25 protein-coding genes are annotated in these 21,395 nt (G+C 58.6%); 9 read left to right on the top strand and 16 right to left on the bottom strand.

What is annotated here, in order from left to right:
- Positions 1-79: 79 nt before the first annotated feature.
- The gene (locus NSND_RS04240; protein ID WP_080877763.1) at positions 80-2,041 is read left to right on the top strand and encodes a B12-binding domain-containing radical SAM protein; all 1,962 of its coding nucleotides are present in this window, start codon (positions 80-82) and stop codon (positions 2,039-2,041) included.
- Between the two features lie 215 nt (positions 2,042-2,256).
- On the opposite strand, the gene NSND_RS04235 is transcribed toward NSND_RS04240, so the two are convergent.
- A complete protein-coding gene (locus NSND_RS04235) occupies positions 2,257-2,526 on the bottom strand; it encodes a hypothetical protein (RefSeq protein ID WP_080877762.1) in 270 nt (89 codons plus the stop codon).
- Between the two features lie 82 nt (positions 2,527-2,608).
- Between NSND_RS04235 and NSND_RS04230 the strand changes: the two genes are divergently transcribed.
- The 4 genes from NSND_RS04230 to NSND_RS04215 all read left to right on the top strand — a co-directional run bounded on the left by NSND_RS04230 (position 2,609) and on the right by NSND_RS04215 (position 6,810).
- A complete protein-coding gene (locus tag NSND_RS04230; RefSeq protein ID WP_080877761.1) occupies positions 2,609-3,850 on the top strand; it encodes a hypothetical protein in 1,242 nt (413 codons plus the stop codon).
- Between the two features lie 228 nt (positions 3,851-4,078).
- The gene (locus NSND_RS04225) at positions 4,079-5,008 is read left to right on the top strand and encodes a PhzF family phenazine biosynthesis protein (protein WP_080877760.1); all 930 of its coding nucleotides are present in this window, start codon (positions 4,079-4,081) and stop codon (positions 5,006-5,008) included.
- 285 nt (positions 5,009-5,293) lie between these two features.
- Positions 5,294-6,325, top strand: a complete 1,032-nt coding sequence (locus NSND_RS04220) for a zinc-binding dehydrogenase (RefSeq protein ID WP_080877759.1) — start codon at positions 5,294-5,296, stop codon at positions 6,323-6,325.
- Between the two features lie 50 nt (positions 6,326-6,375).
- Positions 6,376-6,810 carry a CBS domain-containing protein gene (locus NSND_RS04215; RefSeq protein ID WP_080877758.1) on the top strand — a complete coding sequence of 145 codons (435 nt, stop codon included), beginning with the start codon at positions 6,376-6,378 and terminating at the stop codon, positions 6,808-6,810.
- A 456-nt stretch (positions 6,811-7,266) separates the two neighbouring features.
- On the opposite strand, the gene NSND_RS04210 is transcribed toward NSND_RS04215, so the two are convergent.
- The 3 genes from NSND_RS04210 to NSND_RS04200 all read right to left on the bottom strand — a co-directional run bounded on the left by NSND_RS04210 (position 7,267) and on the right by NSND_RS04200 (position 8,686).
- Positions 7,267-7,722: a MogA/MoaB family molybdenum cofactor biosynthesis protein gene (locus NSND_RS04210; RefSeq protein WP_080877757.1), complete on the bottom strand. Its 456-nt coding sequence runs from the start codon at positions 7,720-7,722 to the stop codon at positions 7,267-7,269.
- 150 nt (positions 7,723-7,872) lie between these two features.
- Positions 7,873-8,199, bottom strand: a complete 327-nt coding sequence (locus NSND_RS04205; protein WP_013249298.1) for a (2Fe-2S) ferredoxin domain-containing protein — start codon at positions 8,197-8,199, stop codon at positions 7,873-7,875.
- A gap of 43 nt (positions 8,200-8,242) precedes the next feature.
- Positions 8,243-8,686, bottom strand: a complete 444-nt coding sequence (locus NSND_RS04200) for a gamma-glutamylcyclotransferase family protein (RefSeq protein WP_080877756.1) — start codon at positions 8,684-8,686, stop codon at positions 8,243-8,245.
- Between the two features lie 190 nt (positions 8,687-8,876).
- Here NSND_RS04200 and NSND_RS04195 point away from each other — a divergent pair, with 190 nt between their 5' ends.
- Positions 8,877-9,332 carry a hypothetical protein gene (locus tag NSND_RS04195; RefSeq protein WP_143833385.1) on the top strand — a complete coding sequence of 152 codons (456 nt, stop codon included), beginning with the start codon at positions 8,877-8,879 and terminating at the stop codon, positions 9,330-9,332.
- Here NSND_RS04195 and NSND_RS04190 read toward each other — a convergent pair.
- Positions 9,322-9,648 carry a Rieske (2Fe-2S) protein gene (locus NSND_RS04190; RefSeq protein ID WP_080877754.1) on the bottom strand — a complete coding sequence of 109 codons (327 nt, stop codon included), beginning with the start codon at positions 9,646-9,648 and terminating at the stop codon, positions 9,322-9,324. The two genes, NSND_RS04195 and NSND_RS04190, sit on opposite strands and share 11 nt — an antisense overlap.
- A gap of 198 nt (positions 9,649-9,846) precedes the next feature.
- Here NSND_RS04190 and NSND_RS04185 point away from each other — a divergent pair, with 198 nt between their 5' ends.
- Entirely contained in the window at positions 9,847-10,392 is a 546-nt protein-coding gene (locus tag NSND_RS04185) for an HNH endonuclease (RefSeq protein WP_080877753.1), read from the top strand.
- 128 nt (positions 10,393-10,520) lie between these two features.
- On the opposite strand, the gene NSND_RS04180 is transcribed toward NSND_RS04185, so the two are convergent.
- Positions 10,521-10,973, bottom strand: a complete 453-nt coding sequence (locus NSND_RS04180) for a c-type cytochrome biogenesis protein CcmI/CycH (protein WP_080877752.1) — start codon at positions 10,971-10,973, stop codon at positions 10,521-10,523.
- A gap of 174 nt (positions 10,974-11,147) precedes the next feature.
- Between NSND_RS04180 and NSND_RS04175 the strand changes: the two genes are divergently transcribed.
- Both NSND_RS04175 and NSND_RS04170 read left to right on the top strand, forming a co-directional pair.
- The gene (locus NSND_RS04175; protein WP_080877751.1) at positions 11,148-11,801 is read left to right on the top strand and encodes a precorrin-2 dehydrogenase/sirohydrochlorin ferrochelatase family protein; all 654 of its coding nucleotides are present in this window, start codon (positions 11,148-11,150) and stop codon (positions 11,799-11,801) included.
- Between the two features lie 49 nt (positions 11,802-11,850).
- Positions 11,851-12,159, top strand: a complete 309-nt coding sequence (locus tag NSND_RS04170; RefSeq protein WP_013249290.1) for an MTH1187 family thiamine-binding protein — start codon at positions 11,851-11,853, stop codon at positions 12,157-12,159.
- A 212-nt stretch (positions 12,160-12,371) separates the two neighbouring features.
- On the opposite strand, the gene NSND_RS04165 is transcribed toward NSND_RS04170, so the two are convergent.
- From NSND_RS04165 to rplM, 10 genes are all read right to left on the bottom strand, one after another.
- Positions 12,372-13,793, bottom strand: a complete 1,422-nt coding sequence (locus tag NSND_RS04165; RefSeq protein ID WP_159450630.1) for a DUF4403 family protein — start codon at positions 13,791-13,793, stop codon at positions 12,372-12,374.
- A 101-nt stretch (positions 13,794-13,894) separates the two neighbouring features.
- Complete coding sequence (alr, locus tag NSND_RS04160) at positions 13,895-15,058, bottom strand: alanine racemase (RefSeq protein WP_159450629.1); 1,164 nt, start codon at positions 15,056-15,058, stop codon at positions 13,895-13,897.
- Positions 15,059-15,084: 26 nt separating this feature from the next.
- The gene (gene frr / locus NSND_RS04155) at positions 15,085-15,648 is read right to left on the bottom strand and encodes a ribosome recycling factor (protein ID WP_080877748.1); all 564 of its coding nucleotides are present in this window, start codon (positions 15,646-15,648) and stop codon (positions 15,085-15,087) included.
- Between the two features lie 11 nt (positions 15,649-15,659).
- Entirely contained in the window at positions 15,660-16,385 is a 726-nt protein-coding gene (pyrH, locus tag NSND_RS04150; protein ID WP_013249286.1) for a UMP kinase, read from the bottom strand.
- Positions 16,382-16,978: a translation elongation factor Ts gene (gene tsf / locus NSND_RS04145; RefSeq protein WP_080877747.1), complete on the bottom strand. Its 597-nt coding sequence runs from the start codon at positions 16,976-16,978 to the stop codon at positions 16,382-16,384. Before tsf ends, pyrH begins: the two co-directional genes overlap by 4 nt.
- 51 nt (positions 16,979-17,029) lie before the next feature.
- On the bottom strand, positions 17,030-17,803 hold the full coding sequence (gene rpsB / locus NSND_RS04140; RefSeq protein ID WP_080877746.1) for a 30S ribosomal protein S2: 774 nt from the start codon (positions 17,801-17,803) through the stop codon (positions 17,030-17,032).
- Positions 17,804-18,032: 229 nt separating this feature from the next.
- Positions 18,033-19,244: a bifunctional glutamate N-acetyltransferase/amino-acid acetyltransferase ArgJ gene (argJ, locus tag NSND_RS04135; protein ID WP_080877745.1), complete on the bottom strand. Its 1,212-nt coding sequence runs from the start codon at positions 19,242-19,244 to the stop codon at positions 18,033-18,035.
- Positions 19,245-19,299: 55 nt separating this feature from the next.
- Positions 19,300-20,373, bottom strand: coding sequence for an N-acetyl-gamma-glutamyl-phosphate reductase (gene argC / locus NSND_RS04130; protein WP_080877744.1), 1,074 nt, complete (start codon positions 20,371-20,373; stop codon positions 19,300-19,302).
- A gap of 112 nt (positions 20,374-20,485) precedes the next feature.
- Positions 20,486-20,878 (bottom strand): 30S ribosomal protein S9, encoded by a 393-nt coding sequence (gene rpsI / locus NSND_RS04125; RefSeq protein WP_080877743.1) that lies wholly within the window; start codon positions 20,876-20,878, stop codon positions 20,486-20,488.
- Positions 20,879-20,920: 42 nt separating this feature from the next.
- Entirely contained in the window at positions 20,921-21,352 is a 432-nt protein-coding gene (gene rplM / locus NSND_RS04120) for a 50S ribosomal protein L13 (protein ID WP_013249280.1), read from the bottom strand.
- Between the last annotated feature and the right edge of the window lie 43 nt (positions 21,353-21,395).

Below are 21,395 nucleotides of genomic sequence, written 5' to 3'. Positions count from 1 at the left end.
GAGAATCGAATGTTGAACGGCAGGTAGCCCTCTTTAGGCCCTCTCACCTTTTACGTTTTGTGTTTCACGGAAGACGACTATGAGTAGCTCCGGTCTGGTCCAAATCGACGGCTTGTCTCCGATCAAGAACGAGGAGCGGAAGACTTCCAAGGTCATGCTCCTGTTCCCGCCCGAGTGGGTGCCGACGGCACCCTATCTCGCGTTGCCTTCGTTGACTGCCGTGTTGCGGGAGGCCGGGCATACGGTGGTTCAGCGTGACATCAACATCGAGATGTACGATCACTTCTTTACCATGGAGTTTCTGATCTGGGTGAAGGGTCGCCTGGGCATGCAGCTGAAGCCGCTCCAGGACAAGGAGAAGGCGGGGAGGCTGACGGAGCAGGAAGCCGGTCAGAAGGCGGTGCTGGAAGAGGCTTATGCCGTAGACGTGTTCGACTTGGCGCAGCGTTCGGAGGACGCGAAGCTCATTGTGCGCGGCGAACGGTTCTACGAAGCGGAGAAGCTGGAGCGGGCGCTGAACACGTTCCGCGAAGCCATGCAGTACATCTCCGCCGCTTACTATCCGGCCTCGCTGGTGTTCTATCCAATGGAAAGTAACCTGGGCTATCGGCCCGGGGTCTCCAAGGAAGTCTTTGCCTGCCTCGACGACGAACAGGTGAACGTCTACCGCGACATCTGCAATCAGCTCGTGTTGCCCAGTGTGAGCAAAGAAAAGCCGACGGTGATCGGCATCTCCATCGGCACGCAGATGCAGCTGATGGCCGGCCTCACGTTCTGCAAGATGATCAAGGAAAGTTTTCCCGACATCCACGTCGTGGTCGGCGGCAACGTCGTGACGCGGTTGCAGGAAGAGTGGGCGAAGCATGAGCGTTTCTTCACTGAAGTCTTCGACGCGGCCATCCTCTACGAGGGCGAGCATGCGTTGCTTTGGTACATCGAGGCGGTGAACGGGCAGCGCGCGATCGGGTCGGTGCCCAATCTCATGTATTACGAGTCCGGCGCGGTGCAGCAGAGCAAGGAAGTTTATACGGAGAAGACGGCGGCGCTGCCGCTGCCTGATTTCGACGGTTTGCCGCTGGATCACTATTTCGTTCCCGAGCGGATCATTCCCTACCTCGCGACGCGGGGCTGTTATTGGGGCCGCTGCACATTCTGCGATCACGGCCAGGGCTATTTCGATCAATACCGCGGGATGACGGCGCAGCACGTGGTCGAGCAGGTGACGGCGCTACGGGATAAATACCAGTGCAGACATTTCCTGTTCTCCGATGAATCCTATCCGCCCGCACTGTTCAAGAAAGTGTCGCAGCTGCTGGTGGACCGGAACGTCGGCATCAAGTGGACGACGCTGATCCGTTTCGAAGAGACGCTCCAGGACCAGGCGGTGTGGGACCTGGCGGCGAAGGCGGGCTGCTGCACGCTCTATTATGGAATGGAGTCGGCGAACGAGCGCGTGCTGAATCTCATGGACAAGCACGCGAAGAAGAGCGTGATTCAGAACAATCTCCACCAGGCGGCGAAGGCGGGCATCTGGAACCACGTGATGGCGTTTTACGGATTCCCCGGCGAGACGCGGGAGGAGGCGCTGGAGACGCGGCAGTTCGTCATCGAGAACCAGCCGGTGATTCATTCCGTGGAGCTGTTCTACTTCGTGGCCTACCGCCACACGCCGATGGTGCGCAACCCGGATAAATTCGGCATCACGATCCACAAGCAGGAGGAGTACGACCTGCCGCTGGATTACTACTACACGCTGAACGAGCCGGTGGGTATTTCCTGCCTCGATGCGATGCAGCTCTGCGAAGAGTTCTATAAGAACGACTTCAGTCCCTGGGCCGTGCGGGTGAATAGCCGCGAGCACGTCTTCCTCTATATCTCCAAGTTCGGGACGAACAAGTTGCCGCAGATTTACGCGGCGACGAAGGACGGCGCGACGACGGCAGAAGGTGTGTCTGGTCTCGTGACCTGGCCGATGGCCATTGCTGAAGGGGATGAGGGGAAAGAGGGGATGTCTCGCGTCGTCTCTCACGGGGTGGGATAACAGAATGCTGAAAACGACTTTCCACGTCGTTCTCGGTTCGTCACAATCCTCAACGTACCCCTGAGGGTACGCCTGCGGTTGTGACTCGCCTGCGGTCTAGTGGGATGCCGTTTTGAGCATCCTGCGGGATGAGGAAGATGTAGGGCGTCAGACGTTAAACGTGAGAGGTGAAACTTAAGAAATCTTAATCAGGTGTTGGGCAAACGTTTCACCTTTCACGTTTTACGTCTCACGTCAGGGTTCCGCCCCTCGTCCCGAGCGAGGATCGCTTCGAGTAGGGCATACGACGATTCAATCTGCCGGGTCATCTCTTCGGCTTTTGTGTAGGCCTGCATGTATTTCTTGGGATTGTTGGTCAGGTTGGCGAAGCGGCGGGGCGTCCAGGTGTGTAGAAGTTCCTCGCGCTTCTGATCCAGTTGTTCGCGGGTATAGGGTTGCGTGAGGGTGAAAAGTTCCAGGGCTTTGGTGAGGAGTTCCTCGGTCATGTAACGGAGTCTGGCAAGTCGATAATGACGCTGTCAATCTAGCAGGCGTTGCCCCTCGCGGCAACAGGCAAGGTGTTCCACCATGGCCACTGCACTCCCGATTTTTCAGCCCACCCCGATCTTCAAGGATCGCACGGACTATCGACAGGTGCTCATCAAAGAAATGGAGGCGGGGAAAATTCCCCTGAGCCTGGGCCGGGACTGCCCGGTCAAATGCGAGTTCTGCTACGAACTCGACCACTCCTACCGCGAAACGCTCGACCCGCCGAAAACCAGCGACGACGACTGGAAGTTCATCCTCAACTACATCGGCAAGAAACCCACCGATCCCACACAATTCTGGTGCCTGGGCGGCAACGAGTTCATGGAATGGACCGACCTGTTCCTGCATCCCAAGGCGATGGAATGGGTGGAGGATTTTCTCCGTGAGACGGACAAGAGCATTCAGTTTTTCACGGTCGGGTTCGTCCATGTGCCGAAGATCCATCAGCTGGTGGCGCAGTATCCTGGCCGGATCAACTTCGAACTGTCGGTCATCACACTGAGCGACTACCGGCAGCGGTTGATGCCGCATGCGCCTTCCGTGAAACATCTCATGAAGGTGCTGGACGGTCCTGCCGTGTCGTCGGCGAATTTTTACGCGTTCGACAAGGACACGATGTCGAAGGATGCGGCGACGATCTCCAAGGTGAATCAGCAGTGTGTCTTGTGGATGGGGACGCTCACTCCGGTGCGCGGGCTCAAGGAGGAGACGGCGGCGCTGATGCGGCAGGGGAGAACATTCCTGCCGGAGGAAGCCAGCCACGTCTATGATCTGGCGCTGCCCAATCTCCAAACGATCCACACGGAGGCGTACACCACCGCCTTCTTGAGTCGCCGGCGTATCGTCAGCCTGTTCGACTCGCTGGAGTTGGAGAAGAAAGACACGGTCGTGATGGCGGGCAGCGTCCACAAAATCCTGACCATGTACCGGAAGCACCGCGCGCGGTTTCTCTATGTGCCCAATGCGTTGTTGAGCGGAGACTCCGACTGCACGGTGCTCCTGACCTTCGACGACATCGCGCGGCGACTGACCAAGGAGAAGGTGATCCATGTGCCCAAGTGCATCATGCAGTCGGGGCGGGGGCCCTATACCGACATCACCGGAGTCACACTGGAACAGTTCACCAAGAAGACCGGTGTGCGGGTGAAGGTGTTGCACAAGATCGATACCCGCTTCGCCAACCAGCAGCTCTACCGCAACGGATCGCTTCAGAACTATGTCGAGCAATACCTCAAGAATCCGTTGAGGGGTGCGTATGAGGCTATGCCGCGCCCGGTTTAGCAGGGTAGCCGGCTGGTGAAAACGCCATCTCCCGTCGTTCTCGGTCACATGTCTCCCTGCGACGTACCGCAAGGGTACGCCTCAGTCGCCATGCTCCCTGCGGCCTAGGCACATAGCGTTTTGACCAGCCGCCAAATTCCTACTCGCTCACCTGCTTCGCTCAGTCGCCCTCTTGCAAAAAATACCCGCTCGGGGCAACATGCCGCCAACATCTTTCGTGAGGAATCTATGCCCGGTCCCAGGCGATTGCAGTTCTATCAAGCCGACGTGTTCACGGATCAGCCGTTCGGCGGGAATCCCGTCGCCGTGTTTCCCGATGCTGATGGCCTAACCGACGTGGAATTACAGCAGATCGCTCGCGAGATGAATCTTTCCGAAACCGTGTTCGTGTTTCCCCCGACCGACAAGGCCGCCGTCGTGAAGATGCGCATCTTTACCCCGACGCAGGAAATTCCCTTTGCCGGGCATCCGGTCATCGGGACGTTTTTTGTGCTGGCCACCTTGGACCGTCTCGCGCTTCGGGAGCCGGTTACACGGGTGCTCCAAGAATGTAATCTCGGCCTCTTCCCTGTGGACATCCACACCTGCAATGGCGTCATCGAGCGCGTGGTCATGGCGCAGCCGAGCCCGCAGTTTCTGGATGTCATCGACGAGCCGGAGGCGTTGTTTGCGATTGCCCGCGCCTTGGGCATTACCAAGGCTGTGATTTCCGAGACCCGTTTCCCGGTGCAGGTTGTTTCTACGGGGTTGCCGGTCATCATCGTGCCGGTGCGGACGCTTACGGCGGTGCGGCAGATCATTCCCGACGTCGCGGCCATCGCGGACCTGTCCCAGCAGTATGGCGCCAACGGCATCATGGTGTTCAGCACGATGACCGTCGAACAGTCCTCCAGCGTGCATACCCGGATGTTCGCCCCGTTGATCGGCATCGTGGAAGATCCCGCGACCGGAAGTGCGAGCGGGGCGTTGGGTGCCTATCTAGTCCAGCATGGCGTGGTGGACATCCGGCCATCGACCGAGATTACCGCCGAGCAGGGGTATGAGATCGATCGCCCCTCCCGCATTCTGATCCAGGTGGACTCAGACGACGATGTCATTCAGGGCGTGACGGTCGGCGGACAGGCCATGATGGTCGTGGAGGGGACGCTCACCTTCTAGCAAGATGATGAAAACGCCATCTCACTGCGTTCTCAGTCGTACGTCTCCTTGCGACGTTAGCAGTATAAGAGGGCGCGCTGAAAGGGTTTATCCGTTCGCCAAGAGCATCTGGTTGGCGAACGGGTCAAACAAGTTTGGTATGTACCTCCTCAGTCGCCGCACTCCCTGCGGCCTTGTTATATGGCGTTTTGATCATTCTATGGGAAATCATAGGCAGTCGCACCCCAGGAAAAGACGTTTGAGAGGGGAGCGCAATGTAGCTAGAAATCGTGTGAGAGGAATCAGATGAACGCAGTGGTGTTCCACGAACATGGCGGGCCGGGGAAGCTGCAGTATCAAGAGATGCCGATGCCGACCATCGGCGTCGATGAGGTGCTCGTGCGGGTGAAGGCCTGCGCGTTGAACCATCTCGACATCTGGATTCGGCAGGGGAGTCCCGCCTATCCGATGCCGCTTCCGCATATCCTCGGGTCCGACATCTCCGGCGTGGTGCACCAGATCGGCTCGCACGTGGAAGGGGTTGCCGAGGGCGAGCGCGTGTATGTGTCGCCCGGCGTCGGCTGTGGTCGCTGCGAACACTGTTGGGCCGGTCGCGACAACATGTGCCGGTCCTACGGGTTGATCGGGGCGATGTGCCATGGCGGATATGCCGAGTACGTGAAGGTGCCGGCGCGGAATGTGTTCCCGGTTCCCGGCGCGTTGAGTTTCGAGCAGGCGGCGGCGTTTCCGCTGGTGTCTGTGACCGCTTGGCATATGTTGTTCGGGTTGGCTGCGGTGCAGCCCGGTGAAGACGTCTTGATCATGGGGGCGGGCAGCGGGGTGGGGCACATGGCAATCCAGATGGCCAAGCTGGCTGGTGCCCGTGTGCTGACCACCGTCGGGAGCGATGACAAGATTGCGAAGGCCAAGACCCTCGGCGCCGACGAGGTCATCAATCATATCCGCGAGCAGGTGAACCAGCGGGTGCGCGAGTTGACGCACCGCCGCGGCGTGGATGTAGTGATCGAACACATCGGCCCGGAGGTGTGGACACAGTGTATCGATGCATTGGCCAAAGGCGGCCGGTTGATTACCTGCGGCGCCACGACGGGCGCGGAGGTGAAGCTCGATCTCCGGTATGTCTATTCACGGCAGCTTACGATCCGGGGCTCGTACATGGGGTCGCAGAGTGAATTGCTCAAGGCTGCTCAGTTGGTCGGCCAAGGCAGGTTGCAGCCTGTGATCGACCGGACGTTTCCACTCTCCGAAGCGAAGGCGGCGCAAGAATATCTTCTGAATCGAAAATTTTTTGGTAAGATCGTGCTGAGCGTTTCATAACCGGTTTCATTAGTGGCTCTCTTGTCCCAACGGGCAGAAAGGTATGTGACATGGCGAGTATTGCGCAGATCATGAACAAGAAACCCCAGAGCATTGGTCCGACGACGTCGATTCGCGGTGCGGCGAAGAAGATGCGTGACTTGCGGGTCGGTTCACTCCTGATTAAGAAGGGGAAGAACTTTGTGGGGATCGTGACCGATACGGATCTCGTCCGCAAGGGTCTGGCGACCAGCCAGGACGTATCGAAACTCACGGTGGAAAAGATCATGACCACTCCGCTCTGCACCATTGAGAGCAATCAGGCGGTCGATGACGCGCAGGATATGATGGGCGATCTCGGGGTGCGCCACCTCGCGGTGACCAAGGGGGGCTCGATCGTCGGCGTGGTGTCGGTGCGCGATCTCTTGATGCATTACAAACGGTACGCGCAATCGAGACTGGCGGATAAGCAGGTGTACTCTGAACCGAAAATCGGGCAAGACTAGGCGGATGTTGAAAATGGCCTCCAGCATCGTTCTCAGTCGCACGGCTCCCTGCGACGTACCGCAAGGGTACGCCTCAGTCGCCCTTCTTTCTGCGGCCTTGCTGGGCGGCCATTTTGAACATCCTTCACCCTGCGGATGCTGAAAACGGCCTCCAGCAGCGTTCTCGGCTCGTCAAAATCCTCAACGTACCCCTGAGGGTACGCTTCCGGTTTTGTTTCGCCTGCGGCCTTGCTGGACGGCCGTTTTGAACATCCTTCACCCTGCGGATGCTGAAAACGGTCCCCAACTTTGTTCTCGGCTCATCAAATCTTCAACGTACCCCTAAGGGTAGGCCTCAGTCGCCGTGGTCCCTGCGGCCTCATTGGATGACCGTTTGGAGCACTCGTGACTGGCCGGGGATAGAGCGTCAAACGTAGGATGTGAAGAGGTGATCGTTTCACCTCTCACGTGTCGTTCTTACTTCGTGAGTTCTTTGACGAGGTGGCCCAGTTCGGGGAGGATCAGTTTTTCCATCGCCAGGCGGACGGCGTTTTCTGATCCCGGAGTCGAAAAGAGGATACGGCCCTTGATGATGCCGGCGGTGGCCCGGCTCATGATGGCCGGTGAGCCGATGTCCTGATAGGTCAGATAGCGAAACACTTCGCCGAATCCATCCAGCCGTTTTTCCAGCATCGCATCCACCGCCTCAAACGTCGAGTCCCGCCGGGAGATCCCTGTTCCGCCATTGATCACGATGGCCTGCACGGACTCATTGGTGATGGCTTCGGCGATCCGCGCCTTGATCTCTGCCGGTTCGTCTTTGACGAGGTGGTAGGCGGCGATGTGATGGCCCTTGTCCTTGAGCAACTGCTGGATCAATTGGCCGCTGGTGTCGGTCTCAGGCGTGCGGGTGTCGCTGCAGGTGATAACCATGCATCCGATGGAGCGGGGTGCGTGGTGTTTATGTTCGTGGGCTGTGGGGCTACTCACATCGATATCCGCTGAAGGTTAAAAAGGCCGCCAGCATCGAACTCGTTTCGCTGGGCGGCCTTTTTGATTCATCTCCGCGCTGGCGTTCGCGCGCTACTTCCAGACCGAATCCGGGTTCAGCTTCGCCGCCGGTTTGCCGCCCTTGATGTGCTCATCGAGAATCGTAGCGACATCGGCTTCAGTGACTTTCGAATACCAGGTGTTGTCCGGGTACACCACGACGGTCGGTCCCTGCTCGCAGGGGCCGAGGCAGGAGGAGCCGGTGACGAGGACTTCGCCAGGCATGATGCCGCGCTGCATGAGGCCCATGTTAAAGGACATCAGCAGTTGCGCAGAGCCCTGGCCGCCGCAGGAGGGTTTCGGGTGGCCCGGCGGACGGGCGTTTGTGCAGACAAGGATATGATATTTCGGTTTTGGCATCGTGACCTCAATGTATGGGGTGAGTGACGACTGCGTGAGTTCGTCAGGCTGGTTTATACGCCTTCCACTGCTCGGTGGATTCCTCAGGCAACTTCCACTGCTTGACGCCTTTGAGGACCCAATCGATGTAATGTTCCTTCGGCTTGAATTTGCCGATGGGATTGGCCGCATGGGTGGTGACTAATAACTTTTCGCCTTCTTCCGTGATCACTGTCACCGGCAGGTGGCGGTAGGCGCCCTGCGGCACGTCACCTTCGAATTCGTCGAGGATCTTGAGATCTTCGTCGGTGATTTCGAAGACGGCTCCCCAGACTTTTTCCCCCGGCGACGGAATCACGCTCGCCAGGCCGCATCGCCATTGCGTCGACCAGCGGCAGAACTGAATGCTATGGTCGGGGAGGTACGCCGTGAAAAGAAACTTGTGTTCCGGGGCGCGACGCTTGAGTTGAGACGGGTTCAAATTGTCCGCGTAAAAGAAGAACTTCATTGAACAGTGAGACTCCGATTATGTCGCGAAGGTTGACCGGTACTTGTACCATAGCGTTGCGCGACCTTGTCAAGCGCGGGGGCTCCTGCGCGTCGCCGGTTTCAACGCATGCGACGATTGACAGTGAATTCACACGCCACCTATGATGACGAGCTGATCAATCATCCACCCCAGTTTATTGTGACGACCTATGAGTAAAGTGATCCATTACACGGTGCTTGCGCTTCTCCTGGCCGGAGGGTTGGCCTATTGGTGGATGAAACCGCCCGGCCTCAACCCGATGCTCGACTCGCAGGCTGCCGAGGCCCTCGCGCTGGTGCAAACCCATCGGGCCGCCGGTTATCCGACGATTCTTCAGGCGTTCAACGAACGGGCCCGCATTCAGGAAGCCCGCAAGTTGGGCTTGCGCTTGGGAGAGTGGAAAGTGATCAAGCAGGACGGTCAACGCTATGAGGTCCGGATCTACATGCGCGAGCAGGGGACAACCCAGTGGTTCGAACGGGATTTCATCTGGCACGTGGATCTGGCGACGAAGCGCGTCAACGCGGCCTCGTTGCCGGCCGACGGGTTGATGCCGGAAGGCCCGGAGAGTGGACGACCGCGCGCACCGGGCGGCGAAGTCCCTTCGTTCCCGCCTACAATGTAAGGGGCGTTTTCACCTGCACGTTTGTGCCTTGCACCCTCACTTCCACGCAAGCCACGCGGATCTCCGGATTTTCAGGCCGCTCACCGGTACGGACGTTGAATCGCCACCCGTGCCAGGGGCATTCGACCAGTTCACCATCCATGCATCCTTCGCCGAGCGGTCCCCCTGCGTGCGGGCATGTATTATCGACGACATGAAAGGTTCCGTCGACATTACAGAGGGCGAGAAAAATTCCCTCGACTTCAACGGTGCGGCAGGTGCCAGGAGGAACCTGGTCCACCTGGGCGACGGTGATATAGTCGGGCTTCGAATCCATAAGCGTCCTCTGCAAGTTACAGCGGGGTACAGGTCGTCTCAATATTGCGTGACATTGTGTGCGGTATTGCCTAAGCGCTTGATTTCATTGGCCGCATATGGCATAGATTGAGCAGGCATTTTTCAGGGAAGGGTCACAACAGCGCCGTCATTTGCTATTCTGTAAATAGTGCACTCATAGGAGATCGCCGGAGCCACTATGGAAATGACCTTGTTGCTCAACTCCACCTATGAACCGCTCCGTGTCCTGCATTGGCAAAAGGCCATTACTCTGCTCTGGCAGGGGAAGGTCGAAGTCCTCGAAGTCTACGATCGCCAAATCCACGGTATCTCGATCTCGATCAAGCTCCCCTCGGTGATGCGCCTCCTGAAGCTGGTGAAGCTCAAGGATAGCCATCGCGCGGTGAAGTTTTCCCGCATCAACATTTTTACGCGTGACGGCTACTGCTGCCAGTACTGCAAGCACAAGTTCCGCACGGAGGAACTGACGTTCGACCATGTCGTGCCGATCGCGAAAGGCGGTCGGAAGACCTGGGAGAACATCGTGACGGCCTGCTGGCGGTGCAACAACCGGAAGAGCGGCCGGACCCCGGAAGAAGCCAACATGCGTTTGATCAAGAGGCCCGTAAAGCCGCGCTGGAGTCCCACCGTCACGATTACCATCGGGATCCGGAACACGCCGGAAAGTTGGCGGGACTATCTGTACTGGAACCTCGAGCTGGACGCGGACCCGGCTGAAACCTAGCCGGCTGTTGAAACGGGTTCTCGGCGTCGCACTCGCGGTGCTCACCACTTCAACGCACAAGCCAAGTGCGCCCGGCCTCTCGCTGGTTGCAGCCTTACCGAATCACCGATTCAGACAGCCTGCCGCAGCTAATACACCTTGTCGATGGTAATGTTCACGTCTTTCCCGCCCGGTAACGTCGGATTCTTCGGGTAGCGTCCCTCCATGTCACCCGGTTGCGCCTGGCCGGCCTGGCCATCTCGATCCAGACGCGCAATCACATCCACCATGCCTTTCAATTCGGTGCCCTGGACCATGACATCGGCACTCGTAATCTCAAACTGCACCGGAAATTTCGGCGCGTCGATCCGTTTGGCCGCGATGGGTCTCGGTGGTCCGGTCGGACGCCGCACGATGACGAACAGCACATCGGTCGGTTTGACCTGGTCGGCCAGGTTGGGCGCGATCTGCACTTGCCCGGCAATCGATCCGCCGCCTTGATCCGGCTCCCCGATGTGGGCGATGCCGAAATAGGCCGCGACGGCCGCAATGCCGATGATCCCTCCGGCCATCGCCAGGGATCGTCCTGTATATCCAGCCACAATAGACTCCTTTGTTGACTCGCGGTGTGTGCGACGGGCTCGCCCGTCATCCAGCGGGCGCATTATACCCAGCTCCTGCCAGAAAGGGGAATGGCGGAGCGGGTTTACCCTGTCAAATCGGCTGTTGTATGATACGCGTTCACGTCGTTGTCGATTTGTTGGAGGATGAACTCAATGGCTGCAAATCCCGGGTTTCAAATTTCACTCGATGTGCGTGGGTGGCCGGTCCTGGTGATCGGTGGTGATGAGGAAGCGGCAGATAAAGTGCAGCGGCTCCTAGAGGCAGGCGCGAAGGTCACGGTGATCAGTCCCACCCTGCATGAAGTGCTTCGTAAACTGGCGGCCTCGGCGAAAATCATTCATCGTGGGCGGCATTTCCGCGCGAACGATCTGGAGGCGGTCATCCTGGTCTTGAACACGATTCGCGATGATCGTGAACTCTCCCACTCACTCATGCGATTGGCTCGCGAACAGAAATTTTTGATCTGGTCCGTCGACCAGCCCGACGTGTCGAACGTGGTGATGCCGGCCGTCGTCAGCTCCGGTCATGTTCGTGTGGCGATCAGCTCGAGCGGGCAGGCGCCGGCGCTTTCCGGATTCATGAAGGAAGATCTCGAGCGTATTTTGGACAACGAGTTTGTCGCGTTCGTCGATTGGCTCGGGCAGCTTCGCGAGCAGGCCAAGGCCAACGAACCGGACGCGGAGAAACGTCGCGCGCTGTTGCGTGAGGCGCTGGATGGATTCCGACTTCTGGGAAAAGTGCAGTACCCGAAGGTGTGGCTGGATCAACGGGCGGCCGTTGGGGCAGGGGAAAAGCGCGGATCGTAGGACCGGTCGTTCGTTATCGGCCGACAGTTATCAGCAGGAGATTCCCACTATGGTGTTGCTGGAATTCAGTATGTCGCCCCTGGGCAAGGGAGAGAGCGTGAGCAAATACGTGTCACGCTCGTTGGATATTATCGACAAGAGCGGTGTGGACTATCGGCTGAATCCGATGGGCACGGTACTCGAAGGGGAATGGGACGAGGTCATGGCGGTGGTCAAGAAGTGCTACATGCGCATGCGCAAAGACTGCAATCGCGTGTCCTGCAGCATCAAGATCGACTACCGCAAGGGACCGAAGGGGCGCTTGTCGAGCAAAGTGTCGAGTGTGGAATCACAGCTGAAACGAAAGCTGAAGGTCTAACAGGCTGCGGAAAAGCTCGATTGTTGCGCAGTACGCTACAATTAACTTATGTGCCGTGTCGGTATCACCATAACCCGCAGGATGTGCAAAACGGCCGTCCAGCAAGGCCGCAGCGAGCGAAGAGGCGAATCGTACTCATGCGGTACGGTGAGCCTCGAAGCGACGCGAGAACGCCGCTGGCGGACTTTTTTCGCATCCTGCTAAGGTGCGCGTTACGGGGCTCCGATGTCCGCATGGGCGTCGTAGTGAAGTGTTCCCTCGGTTTTGAATCGCACCGAGAGGTTGGCGGTCTGCACCGTCAGCGCTTCGAGGGACAGCTTGTGAACCCTGCCGCGCAAGCGCCCTCCTGTCAGGTTTCTGTTCAGTCCCTTCTCCAGCGCCTGTCGCATCAGGTCCAGTTCCTCTCGAATGGGGAGCACCAATCTTCCGGCCAACTCATCACGTAGCGGTTCATGTAACCATTCTTCAGCCAAGTCGGTGGCCGGCGTGCGCTCCTTGATCGTGTAGTCGACATCCCGAAACAGAATCCGCCCCGCCGCTTCGTCGTACGCCGGTGTTCCCTTTAAACGGAGTGTGAGCGGGAGCAGCCCCCTCAGGGTGAGTTCCACTCCCACTTGATTGCCCAGGGGGTACAATGTTGCCCCCACGATCTTGATCGTGCCGACGCCCAGCGACCATTCCTGCCCGACCACTGCTTCGCGCAATCGCTGATTCGCTTCCTCGATGGGGACCTGGAGCGCGAAGGCGACATGAAAGCCCTCGTCATGAAACTGAGACTGCAGCTCGGGGAGGGGGAGATGTCGTGACAAGGGCTTGGTGCCACGCACGACGGTCGGTCTGGCCCTGACGCCGTATCCGGCAGCCGGTGTGCCTGACAGCGACTCGACTCCGGCGGGACCGATGGCTTCAGGATTCAGTTGGAGCCAGAGGCCTTCCGCTTCATCCAACAGCAAGGGTTCCTGCAGATCGTTCCAGATGTGAGTGACGGCGGGCTTCAGCGTCACGAGGGTGGCAGCCTTACGATCAACCGTCGGCAGCATCTCTTGCAACTCACTTCGATAGACCTGCGCCATCAGGGGTGCCGTATCGACGCCTTGTTCGGACAGCAGGCAGGGTCGGTTCGCTTCCACCGCGGTAACGCTACTGATGGGCAATAGGGTATAGGCGCGGGCCTGGCTGAAGGTGGTTGCCAGCGTCACCGATAACCGGCCTGTGCCGGTTGTGGCATCCTGTTGGCCGCAGTCGGCGATTTTCGTCACCGTGCCTTTGATTTGCTTCGCGTATTCCACGCCGAATGGAAAGCTGGATTGGGACAGCAGGCGACCTTCGGTCGTCGTCGAACTCTGCTCTCCCGGCCAGATCCGGTACTTCAAAAATCCGGTACCTCCGCCCAGCGTTACCCAGTCGCGGTGTGTGTGTCGATGTGCGGCGAGTGACTGGTGAATGCTCGCATACTGCTCGGCCAGGGCGGTCATGGGAATCGGCACATGAATCGTCATGCTGGAGGCTTCCATCTGCTGGTGCCGGGCCGTGCCGGTTCCTGCCGCTGCCGCGGGTGCTGTGGCGCAGAGACTCAGAATGGCCGCAGAGAAGCAAACCAGGCTATTTCGATCGAACCGGCGTCGTCCGCCCATCGTCTTATCCTCATGCTGGTGGCACAGAGGGTGGCCGCCACCCGAACTTACTTTGAACATATCGGTCGACTATGGGGGAAGCAAAAACGGAAGGCAAGCCGTCACTTCTTCGGTGAGGACGTTTTGTCGGCTGATAGCAGCGGGAGATAGTGGCGAGGCACACGCTGGCCGATGGCGCAGAGCACTTCATAGGGAATGGTCTGCTGCCAGGCGGCGAGATCGGCTGCGGTGATGCGCTCTTGTCCCTGCTGTCCGATGAGGATGGCTTCATGGCCGACTTGCACGCCGGGCACGTCTGTCACATCGACCATCGTCATGTCCATGCAGACACGTCCGACCACCGGCACCCTTCGTCCTCCGATCAACACCATGCCTCGATTGGACAGGAGGCGATTGTAGCCGTCCGCATAGCCCATCGGGAGGACCGCGATCCGCGATCGCCGCGAGGCGACGAAGGTCCGGTTGTAGCTGACGCTGTCGCCCGGCTGGATGTTGTGCAGGTGTGCGATGGTCGCTTTCCAGGTGAGGATCGGTTTCAATTCAGGCGCGGCGGCTGCGTTAGACAGGGTATGGTAGCCATACAGCATGATTCCGGGTCGCACGAGGGAATAGAGGCTTGCGGGATACTTGATGATCCCGGCGCTGTTGGCGGCGTGTGTCAGGGGACAGGAGATCCCGCGTTGGCGCAACGTGTCGAGTGTCTGCTGGAACTCCGCGAGTTGCTTCTCCGTGTGTGTGGTCTCGGTATTGTCCGCATCAGCCAGGTGAGTCATGAGGCCTTCGAGCCGTAGCGTGGCGCAAAAGGCCGGCATGGCGACGAGGTCGGGCACCTCTTGAGGGAGGACGCCCAAGCGACCCATGCCGGTCTCGATTTTGACATGCACGGAGTAGGGCGCGGCATTGGGCGAAATGGTTGCGGCAAAAACTTGGACCATATCGGACCGGTACAGCACGGGAGTCAGACGATGCGCGATCAGGTCTGGAAATTGTGCCGGTACCGTCGGGCCCATGACCAAAATGGCATCATGAATGCCCGCCTGGCGAAGCGCGATGCCCTCATCCACTGTAGCAACACCGAACCGATGGACGGCTAGTTGTTGCAGCGTGCGTGTGAGTTCGAGGGCGCCATGGCCATAGGCATTCGCCTTGACGATAGCCAGTACCTCGGAACGCGGCGCAAGACGACGCACGTGAGCGAGATTCTGCGCGAGAGCATTCAGATCGACTGAGACGGAGGTTGGGGGGAACTGAGACGGCGTGTACACGCAGCTTGTGGCGTCAGAATAGGGCGCTAGACTTCCAGGATCTCGCCTTCTTTTTTCTTCATCACGTCGTCGATTTTCTGCACATATTGATCGGTGAGTTTTTGAATTTCGGCTTCCGACTTGCGCAGTTCATCTTCGGTCAGCTTCGTGTCTTTCTGCAGCTTCTTGAGTTCTTCGTTGCCATCCCGGCGGAAGCCGCGAATCTGCACCTTCACTTCTTCGCCGTGTTTTTTGCAGACCTTAATAAGTTCTTTCCGGCGCTCCTCAGTGAGCGGTGGAAGTGGAATGCGGATGAGTTTGCCATCATTAGAGGGCGTCAAGCCGAGGTCCGAGGTTTGGATCGCCTTCTCGATTTCTCTGATGAGGTTCTGTTCCCAGGGCTGGATGGTAATGAGCCGGGCTTCGGGGGTAGCAACGTTGGCAACCTGCTTCAGCGGTGTCATGGTTCCGTAGTAGTCGACTTTAATGCCGTCCACCAGTGCCACGGATGCGCGACCGGTACGCAGTCCAGCCAGGTCGCGTTTCAAATGTTCGATCGCGTGGTCCATCTTTTCGGTTACGCGTTGTTTCACTTCTTGCGCCGTCGACATCAGCCTCTCCCTTAGCGACTTTCTACGGTGACCAGGGTCCCGATAGGTTCGCCCTGGACGACACGTTTAAAGTTTCCCTTCTCTTTCAAATTGAAGACGATCAATGGCAACCGGTTATCCATGCACAAGCTGATGGCCGTGGAGTCCATTACCTTGAGGTTCTGGGTGAGAATCGACAGGAACGGAATCTCTGCATACTTCTTGGCTTGTGGATTCTTGACCGGGTCGCTGTCGTAAATGCCGTCGACCTTGGTGCCCTTCATGATGACCTGCGCGCCGATTTCCATCGCGCGCAAGGAGGCCGCAGTGTCGGTGGAGAAATAGGGGTTTCCCGTGCCTCCGGCGAAGATCACAACGCGCTTTTTTTCCAGATGTCGGATTGCGCGGCGGCGAATGTAGCCCTCGGCCAGCTGCCGCATCTCGATCGCCGACTGGACGCGGGTGCTGACGCCTTTGCCTTCCAGCGCATTCTGGAGGGCGAGTGCATTCAACACCGTGGCGAGCATGCCCATGTAGTCGGCGGAGGCCCGCTCCATGCCGCGCGCACTGGCGGCCAAGCCGCGGAAGATATTGCCGCCGCCGATGACAACGGCCACTTCGACGTCCATCGCGACGACGTCGGCAATTTCTTCTGCCAGCCCTTCGAGAATCGAGGGTTGAACGCCATAGCCCTGCTCACCGGCCAGCATTTCTCCGCTGACTTTCAGCAGGATGCGGCGGTAGTGGGCAGAACTCATGCTTGGCCTAGTTGGAATCGTGTGAATCGGCGGACATTCATGTTCTCGCCGATTTTGGCGATTTGTTGCGCCAGCAGATCCTTGATGACGACGGATGGATCCTTGATGAAGGCCTGTTCGAGCAAGCAATTTTCCTGGTAGAACTTCTCGAGCTTGCCCTCGATGATTTTCGGCCAGGCGGCCGGTGGCTTGCCGAGTTCCTTGGCTTGCCCTTCGTAGATGCTGCGCTCTTTCGCGACGACATCTTCGGCAATCTCTTCCCGTCGGACGTAGGACGGGCTGGCGGCCGCCACCTGCAGCGCCAGATCGTTCACAAACGCTTTGAACTGCTCATTCCGCGCCACGAAGTCGGTTTCACAATTGACTTCGATGAGCACACCGATCTTTCCACCGGCATGGATATAGGCATGGATCAAGCCCTGGTTGGTCTCACGACCGGCCTTTTTCTGGGCCGCCGCCAAGCCCTTCTGCCGGAGATAATCGATCGCTTTGTCGATGCTGTTCCCGTTCTCAGTCAGGGCCTTCTGGCAATCCAGAATGCCGGCCCCTGTTTTTTCACGTAACTCTTTGACGAGCTCACTCAAACTTGCCATGGGTTCCTCAGTTGGTCGAATAGAACAATGCCATCACGCGAGACGCGGCCGTCAGGAGGCGGCCACGCCGGCCAAATTTGCCGACGGTTTAGCGCCGCCACCGGCTGGTGCCGATGCAAACTCTGTTTCTTCTCGCTGGGTACGGAGGTGCGCCCCTTCAAGGCACGCGTCCGCGATCCGGGAAATAATCAGTTTGATGGAACGGATGGCGTCATCGTTGCCCGGGATGGGGTATTGAATGTGATCGGGATCGCAGTTCGAATCGACGATGGCAATGACCGGAATTTCCAGCCGGCTGGCCTCGAGGATCGCAATGTGCTCGATGCGGGTATCCAGAATAAACACCGCGCCGGGCAGGGCGCGCATGTTGCGGATGCCCGACAGGTTCTTCTGCAGCTTGACGACTTCCTTCTGCATCTGTCCGAGCTCTTTCTTCGTATGGCCCTGATGCGCCGGATCAGCGAGGGTCGCTTCCATTTTTTTCATTTTGTCGATGCTACGGCGGATGGTCTGGAAGTTGGTCAGCATGCCGCCCAACCAGCGCTGGTTGATGTAGAACTGGTTGGCCCGCTTGGCCTCTTCCTCTAAAATCTCCGCCGCTTGGCGCTTGGTACCGACGAACAAGACGGAGTCACCGGCCGCCACGGTGTCGCGCGCGAAGGCATAGGCTTGTTCCATGCGTTCGACGGTCTGTTGAAGGTCGATAATGTAGACGCCGTTTCGTTCCCCGAACAGGAATCGCTTCATCTTGGGGTTCCAACGATTCGTCTGGTGTCCGAAGTGGACGCCCGCTTCCAGTAATTCCTTAATCGCAACTACTCCCATACCTTCACCTCCCTCCGAAGCCTGCAGAGCGCCTGGCGAACGCCAACGACGAGGGGGATGTCCCCCTTATTCTCAGGCTGCGCAGCGTGCGCATCACGCTGGTGTGGATTTAAATAAGACGTCCCTGATTTTGGATGCGAACATGTGAACGATGGGACGGACCATTCACTGCACGAAAACGGACGAACGCTAGCATAATCCCCAGTATTTTGCAACCTCGCGAGGTTGCTCACGATCGGTAACTCGCGTTGATCCGCACGTATTCGTAGGACAAATCGGTCGTCCACATGTGCGCCTCGGCTTGGCCCTGTGCGAGGTCGACACGAATCGTAAACTCCTTCGCGCGGAAGACCTTGGTCAGCTTCTGCTCGGCGACGCGGCCCAGTCCTTGACCGTTCCGGACCATCGGGACATCCCCGAATTGCAGGCTGACCCGGCTGGGATCGATGGGTACCCCTGCGCGTCCGAGGGCCGCCATCACACGCCCCCAGTTGGCGTCACCGCCAAAGAGCGCGGTCTTCACCAGGTTGGAGGTGGCGATCGTTTGGGCAATCTGTTTGGCCGCCGTCGTGGATCGAGCGCGTGTGACTTCCACCCGAACCACCTTGGTCACGCCTTCGCCGTCCCAGCAAATTTTTAAGGCAAGGGTGCGACAGACTGTTTCGACCATGGCGCAGAACCGTCGAAAGTCCGCAGAGCCTGGCTTGAGTGTCTGATTGCCTGCCATTCCGTTCGCAAGGCAAAGGACGGTGTCGTTGGTGCTCGTATCGCCGTCGACGGTAATACAGTTAAACGATTGATCCACTGCCTGACTCAGTGCTGTCTGAAGCGCCGACCGGCCGATGACCGCATCGGTTGTGAGATAGCCCAGCATGGTGGCCATGTTGGGATGGATCATCCCGGAACCCTTGGCCATTCCTCCCACCGTCACCATCCGCCCTCCGAGGCGGGCGCGCACCGCCACCTGTTTGGGTTTGAGGTCCGTGGTCATGATGGCCTGGGCCGCTTCGTTTCCGCCGCGGCGCGTGACGCGAGCGAGGAGGGACGGGACGGCGTTCTTGATGCAGTCGATCGGAAGTGGCTGGCCGATCACGCCGGTCGATCCGATGAAGATAGTATGGGGCGCACTGCCGACGGCCGTGGCAACCAGCTGCGCCATCTCCTTGGCCACTCGCATTCCGTCGGGTCCGGTGCAGGCGTTGGCGTTCCCGCTGTTGACGAGGATGGCCCGGCCGATGCCCTTCTTCAGATGCAGGCGATCGAGCACAACTGGAGCAGCCACGACCTGATTGGTGGTGAACACGCCGGCGACGGGTCCCTCCTGCTCGGAGACCAGCAGGGCCAAGTCGAGTTGTTTCTTCTGCTTTTTCTTGATGCCGCAATACATCCCGGCGGCCCGAAAGCCGATCGGTGCAGTGACGCCTCCAGTGATGATCTTCATAGTGATCCTGTGTGGTGAGAAATGGTCCGTAGCGCGGAGTCGCCCAGGACTCAAATTATGGATAGATACCCGGCGCCACCAGGCCCGTCTCTTCCGGATAGCCGAGCATGAGATTCATAGCCTGAATCGCTTGTCCTGCTGCTCCCTTGATCAGGTTGTCGATGGCCGACACGGTCACGACCCAGCCGGCTCGCGTATCGGTGTGGACTGCGAGATCGCAGTAGTTGGCGCCTCGCACATGTCGGGGATTCGGCATCGCGCCTTCGAGCAGTCGCACGAATCGTTCTCCCTTGTAGAAGTCCCGATAGAGCGCCCGCAGTTCGACGACATCGAGCTTACCCTTCATGCGCGCATAGGCGGTGCTCAAGATGCCTCGATTCATCGGAACCAGGTGCGGCGTGAACGCAATGGTGACACCGGCGGTCTCTCCTGTGACTGCCTGTCCACGAGTTCCTGCCAGCCCGCTCAGTTCCTGTTCGATTTCCGGGATGTGTCGATGCTGGCCGATCTTATAGGGCTCCAGTGATTCGTGTGCTTCGGGGAAGTGGTAGGGCAGGGCAGGACTTCTTCCTGCGCCCGACACGCCAGATTTTGCATCAATCACAATGGTGTCCGGCACGATGAGGCCATGGGCGATCAACGGCGCCAGTTGCAGAATCGCGGCGGTCGGGTAGCAGCCGGGGGAGGCGACAAGTCGAGCCTGTGCGATGGCGGATCGATGCAGTTCCGGCAGGCCATAGACGGCGCTTCCGATCAGGTCGGGATGCGCGTGTGTGGTCTGATACCAGGTTTCGTATGTGCGAGCATCTTTGAGTCTGAAGTCTGCGCTCAGGTCGATCACGCGCTTGCCGGCTTTCATGCAACTCGCTACCGGGCCCATGGATTTTGTATGGGGAAGGGCGAGGAAGAGTACATCGGCGCGTTCTGCCAGGGCCTCAGGCGCCAGGGCTTCGAAGGTCAGCGGCACGATGCCCTGCAAATGGGGATACACGGCGGAGACGGGGGTTCCTGCTGACTTTTCGGAAGTCACCGCAGTCAATTGCACGTTGGGGTGTTGCGACAGCAGCCGTAGCAACTCCGCTCCGGTGTATCCGCTGCCCCCTGCCACTGCTACTCGTACCGACGTCATGTCACCCCTCCCGGCCTATCGCGAATTGTTGCTCGATCAGTTCAGCGCACACATAAAAAAAGGGAAGGCTGCGGAGCCTTCCCTTTTGACACCTTGTCGCTCCAGTGTTTCTTTATCGTTTCGAGTATTGGAAGCGCTTTCTGGCGCCCTTCTGGCCGTACTTTTTGCGCTCTTTCACGCGGGAGTCACGGGTCAGAAGACCTTCCTTCTTGAGCGGGCTTCGGAATGCAGCGCTCATGACGACCAGCGCCTTCGAGATGGCATGCCGCAAGGCTCCAGCCTGACCCGCAGGCCCACCACCATAGACGGTGGCCCGGACGGAATACTTACCGGCCACGCCGGCCAGTTCAAACGGAAATTGAATGACATTCCGCAAGGTCATGCGAGGAAACGCTTTTTCCAGCGGCTTCTCGTTGACGACGATATCACCAGCAGCGGCGGTCACCCATGCACGAGCGATCGCGCTCTTTCTCTTCCCAGTTGCGTACTGCGTAATTGCTGCCATATCAGGCGGCCTCCTTCACAGATCGAATCCGAACAATAATGATCACAGCGAAAGTGATTCCAGTTGCTGCGCGTGATGTGGATGGGTTGAACCTGCGTACACGCGCAGTTTCTTGGCCATCTGATTCCCAAGGGGATTCTTGGGCAACATGCCTTCGATGGCGCGCGTCAAGAGCTTCGTCGGGTCCTTCTTGTGGATATGTTCGGCGGTGAGGGTCTTGAGTCCGCCTGGATATCCCGTGTGGTACGAATAGGTCTTGTCTTCCATCTTGTTGCCGGTCAACCGGATCTTCTCCGCATTGACGATGACGACATGGTCGCCGGTATCCACGTGGGGGGTAAACGTCGGTTTATGCTTGCCTCGAAGCAAGGTGGCCACCTTCGCCGCAAGGCGACCGAGCGTCTTGCCGTCGGCATCCACCAAGAACCATTTCCGTTTCACATCAGCTGGCTTCTCAAGATACGTTTTTGTCATGGTCTCCATCTACTCCTGCACGAAAGGATTCTAATGTGAGGTA

Source organism: Nitrospira sp. ND1 (genome assembly GCF_900170025.1).
Taxonomy (GTDB): Bacteria; Nitrospirota; Nitrospiria; order Nitrospirales; family Nitrospiraceae; genus Nitrospira_A.
This window is presented reverse-complemented; position numbering and strand designations above follow the sequence as displayed.

Coding starts and splice junctions, on each gene's coding strand:
- NSND_RS04205 (WP_013249298.1), bottom strand. CDS start 8,199: ATGCCAAAACCGAAATATCATATCCTTGTCTGCACAAACGCCCGTCCG.
- argC (WP_080877744.1), bottom strand. CDS start 20,373: ATGACGTCGGTACGAGTAGCAGTGGCAGGGGGCAGCGGATACACCGGA.
- tsf (WP_080877747.1), bottom strand. CDS start 16,978: ATGGCAAGTTTGAGTGAGCTCGTCAAAGAGTTACGTGAAAAAACAGGG.
- NSND_RS04190 (WP_080877754.1), bottom strand. CDS start 9,648: ATGGATTCGAAGCCCGACTATATCACCGTCGCCCAGGTGGACCAGGTT.
- rpsI (WP_080877743.1), bottom strand. CDS start 20,878: ATGGCAGCAATTACGCAGTACGCAACTGGGAAGAGAAAGAGCGCGATC.
- NSND_RS04185 (WP_080877753.1), top strand. CDS start 9,847: ATGGAAATGACCTTGTTGCTCAACTCCACCTATGAACCGCTCCGTGTC.
- rpsB (WP_080877746.1), bottom strand. CDS start 17,803: ATGGGAGTAGTTGCGATTAAGGAATTACTGGAAGCGGGCGTCCACTTC.
- NSND_RS04230 (WP_080877761.1), top strand. CDS start 2,609: ATGGCCACTGCACTCCCGATTTTTCAGCCCACCCCGATCTTCAAGGAT.
- NSND_RS04195 (WP_143833385.1), top strand. CDS start 8,877: ATGAGTAAAGTGATCCATTACACGGTGCTTGCGCTTCTCCTGGCCGGA.
- frr (WP_080877748.1), bottom strand. CDS start 15,648: ATGTCGACGGCGCAAGAAGTGAAACAACGCGTAACCGAAAAGATGGAC.
- NSND_RS04175 (WP_080877751.1), top strand. CDS start 11,148: ATGGCTGCAAATCCCGGGTTTCAAATTTCACTCGATGTGCGTGGGTGG.
- NSND_RS04170 (WP_013249290.1), top strand. CDS start 11,851: ATGGTGTTGCTGGAATTCAGTATGTCGCCCCTGGGCAAGGGAGAGAGC.
- pyrH (WP_013249286.1), bottom strand. CDS start 16,385: ATGAGTTCTGCCCACTACCGCCGCATCCTGCTGAAAGTCAGCGGAGAA.
- NSND_RS04215 (WP_080877758.1), top strand. CDS start 6,376: ATGGCGAGTATTGCGCAGATCATGAACAAGAAACCCCAGAGCATTGGT.
- NSND_RS04200 (WP_080877756.1), bottom strand. CDS start 8,686: ATGAAGTTCTTCTTTTACGCGGACAATTTGAACCCGTCTCAACTCAAG.
- argJ (WP_080877745.1), bottom strand. CDS start 19,244: ATGAAGATCATCACTGGAGGCGTCACTGCACCGATCGGCTTTCGGGCC.
- NSND_RS04220 (WP_080877759.1), top strand. CDS start 5,294: ATGAACGCAGTGGTGTTCCACGAACATGGCGGGCCGGGGAAGCTGCAG.
- NSND_RS04235 (WP_080877762.1), bottom strand. CDS start 2,526: ATGACCGAGGAACTCCTCACCAAAGCCCTGGAACTTTTCACCCTCACG.
- NSND_RS04225 (WP_080877760.1), top strand. CDS start 4,079: ATGCCCGGTCCCAGGCGATTGCAGTTCTATCAAGCCGACGTGTTCACG.
- NSND_RS04240 (WP_080877763.1), top strand. CDS start 80: ATGAGTAGCTCCGGTCTGGTCCAAATCGACGGCTTGTCTCCGATCAAG.
- NSND_RS04210 (WP_080877757.1), bottom strand. CDS start 7,722: ATGGTTATCACCTGCAGCGACACCCGCACGCCTGAGACCGACACCAGC.
- rplM (WP_013249280.1), bottom strand. CDS start 21,352: ATGACAAAAACGTATCTTGAGAAGCCAGCTGATGTGAAACGGAAATGG.
- NSND_RS04165 (WP_159450630.1), bottom strand. CDS start 13,793: ATGGGCGGACGACGCCGGTTCGATCGAAATAGCCTGGTTTGCTTCTCT.